Genomic DNA, 240 nt, shown 5'->3' on the forward strand with positions numbered 1-240 from the left:
GCAACGGGATGTTCTTGCTCGTCCAACCGAACGGCGCGAAGTACTGGCGGTTGTCCTACCGCTTCCTTGGCAAGCAGAAGACGCTCGCCCTCGGCGTCTATCCGGCCGTCACGCTTGCGACGGCACGGAAGAAGCGCGACGAAGCACGCGAGCAGATCGCGGCCGGCATCGATCCGGGCGAAGCGAAGAAGGACGCAAGACGAGCCGCCGAGATCGCGGCGGCCAACTCGTTCGAAGCGG

The 240-nt window shown here is 65.4% G+C and carries 1 protein-coding gene; it reads left to right on the top strand.

Features of this window, described 5'->3' with window-relative positions; all coding sequences use genetic code 11:
• Window positions 1–240 (top strand): Arm DNA-binding domain-containing protein (locus ACZ3HG_RS24715; protein WP_465335164.1); only part of this gene is annotated, 240 nt, incomplete at both ends.

The organism is Erwinia sp. PME.40.26/001 (assembly GCF_055556675.1).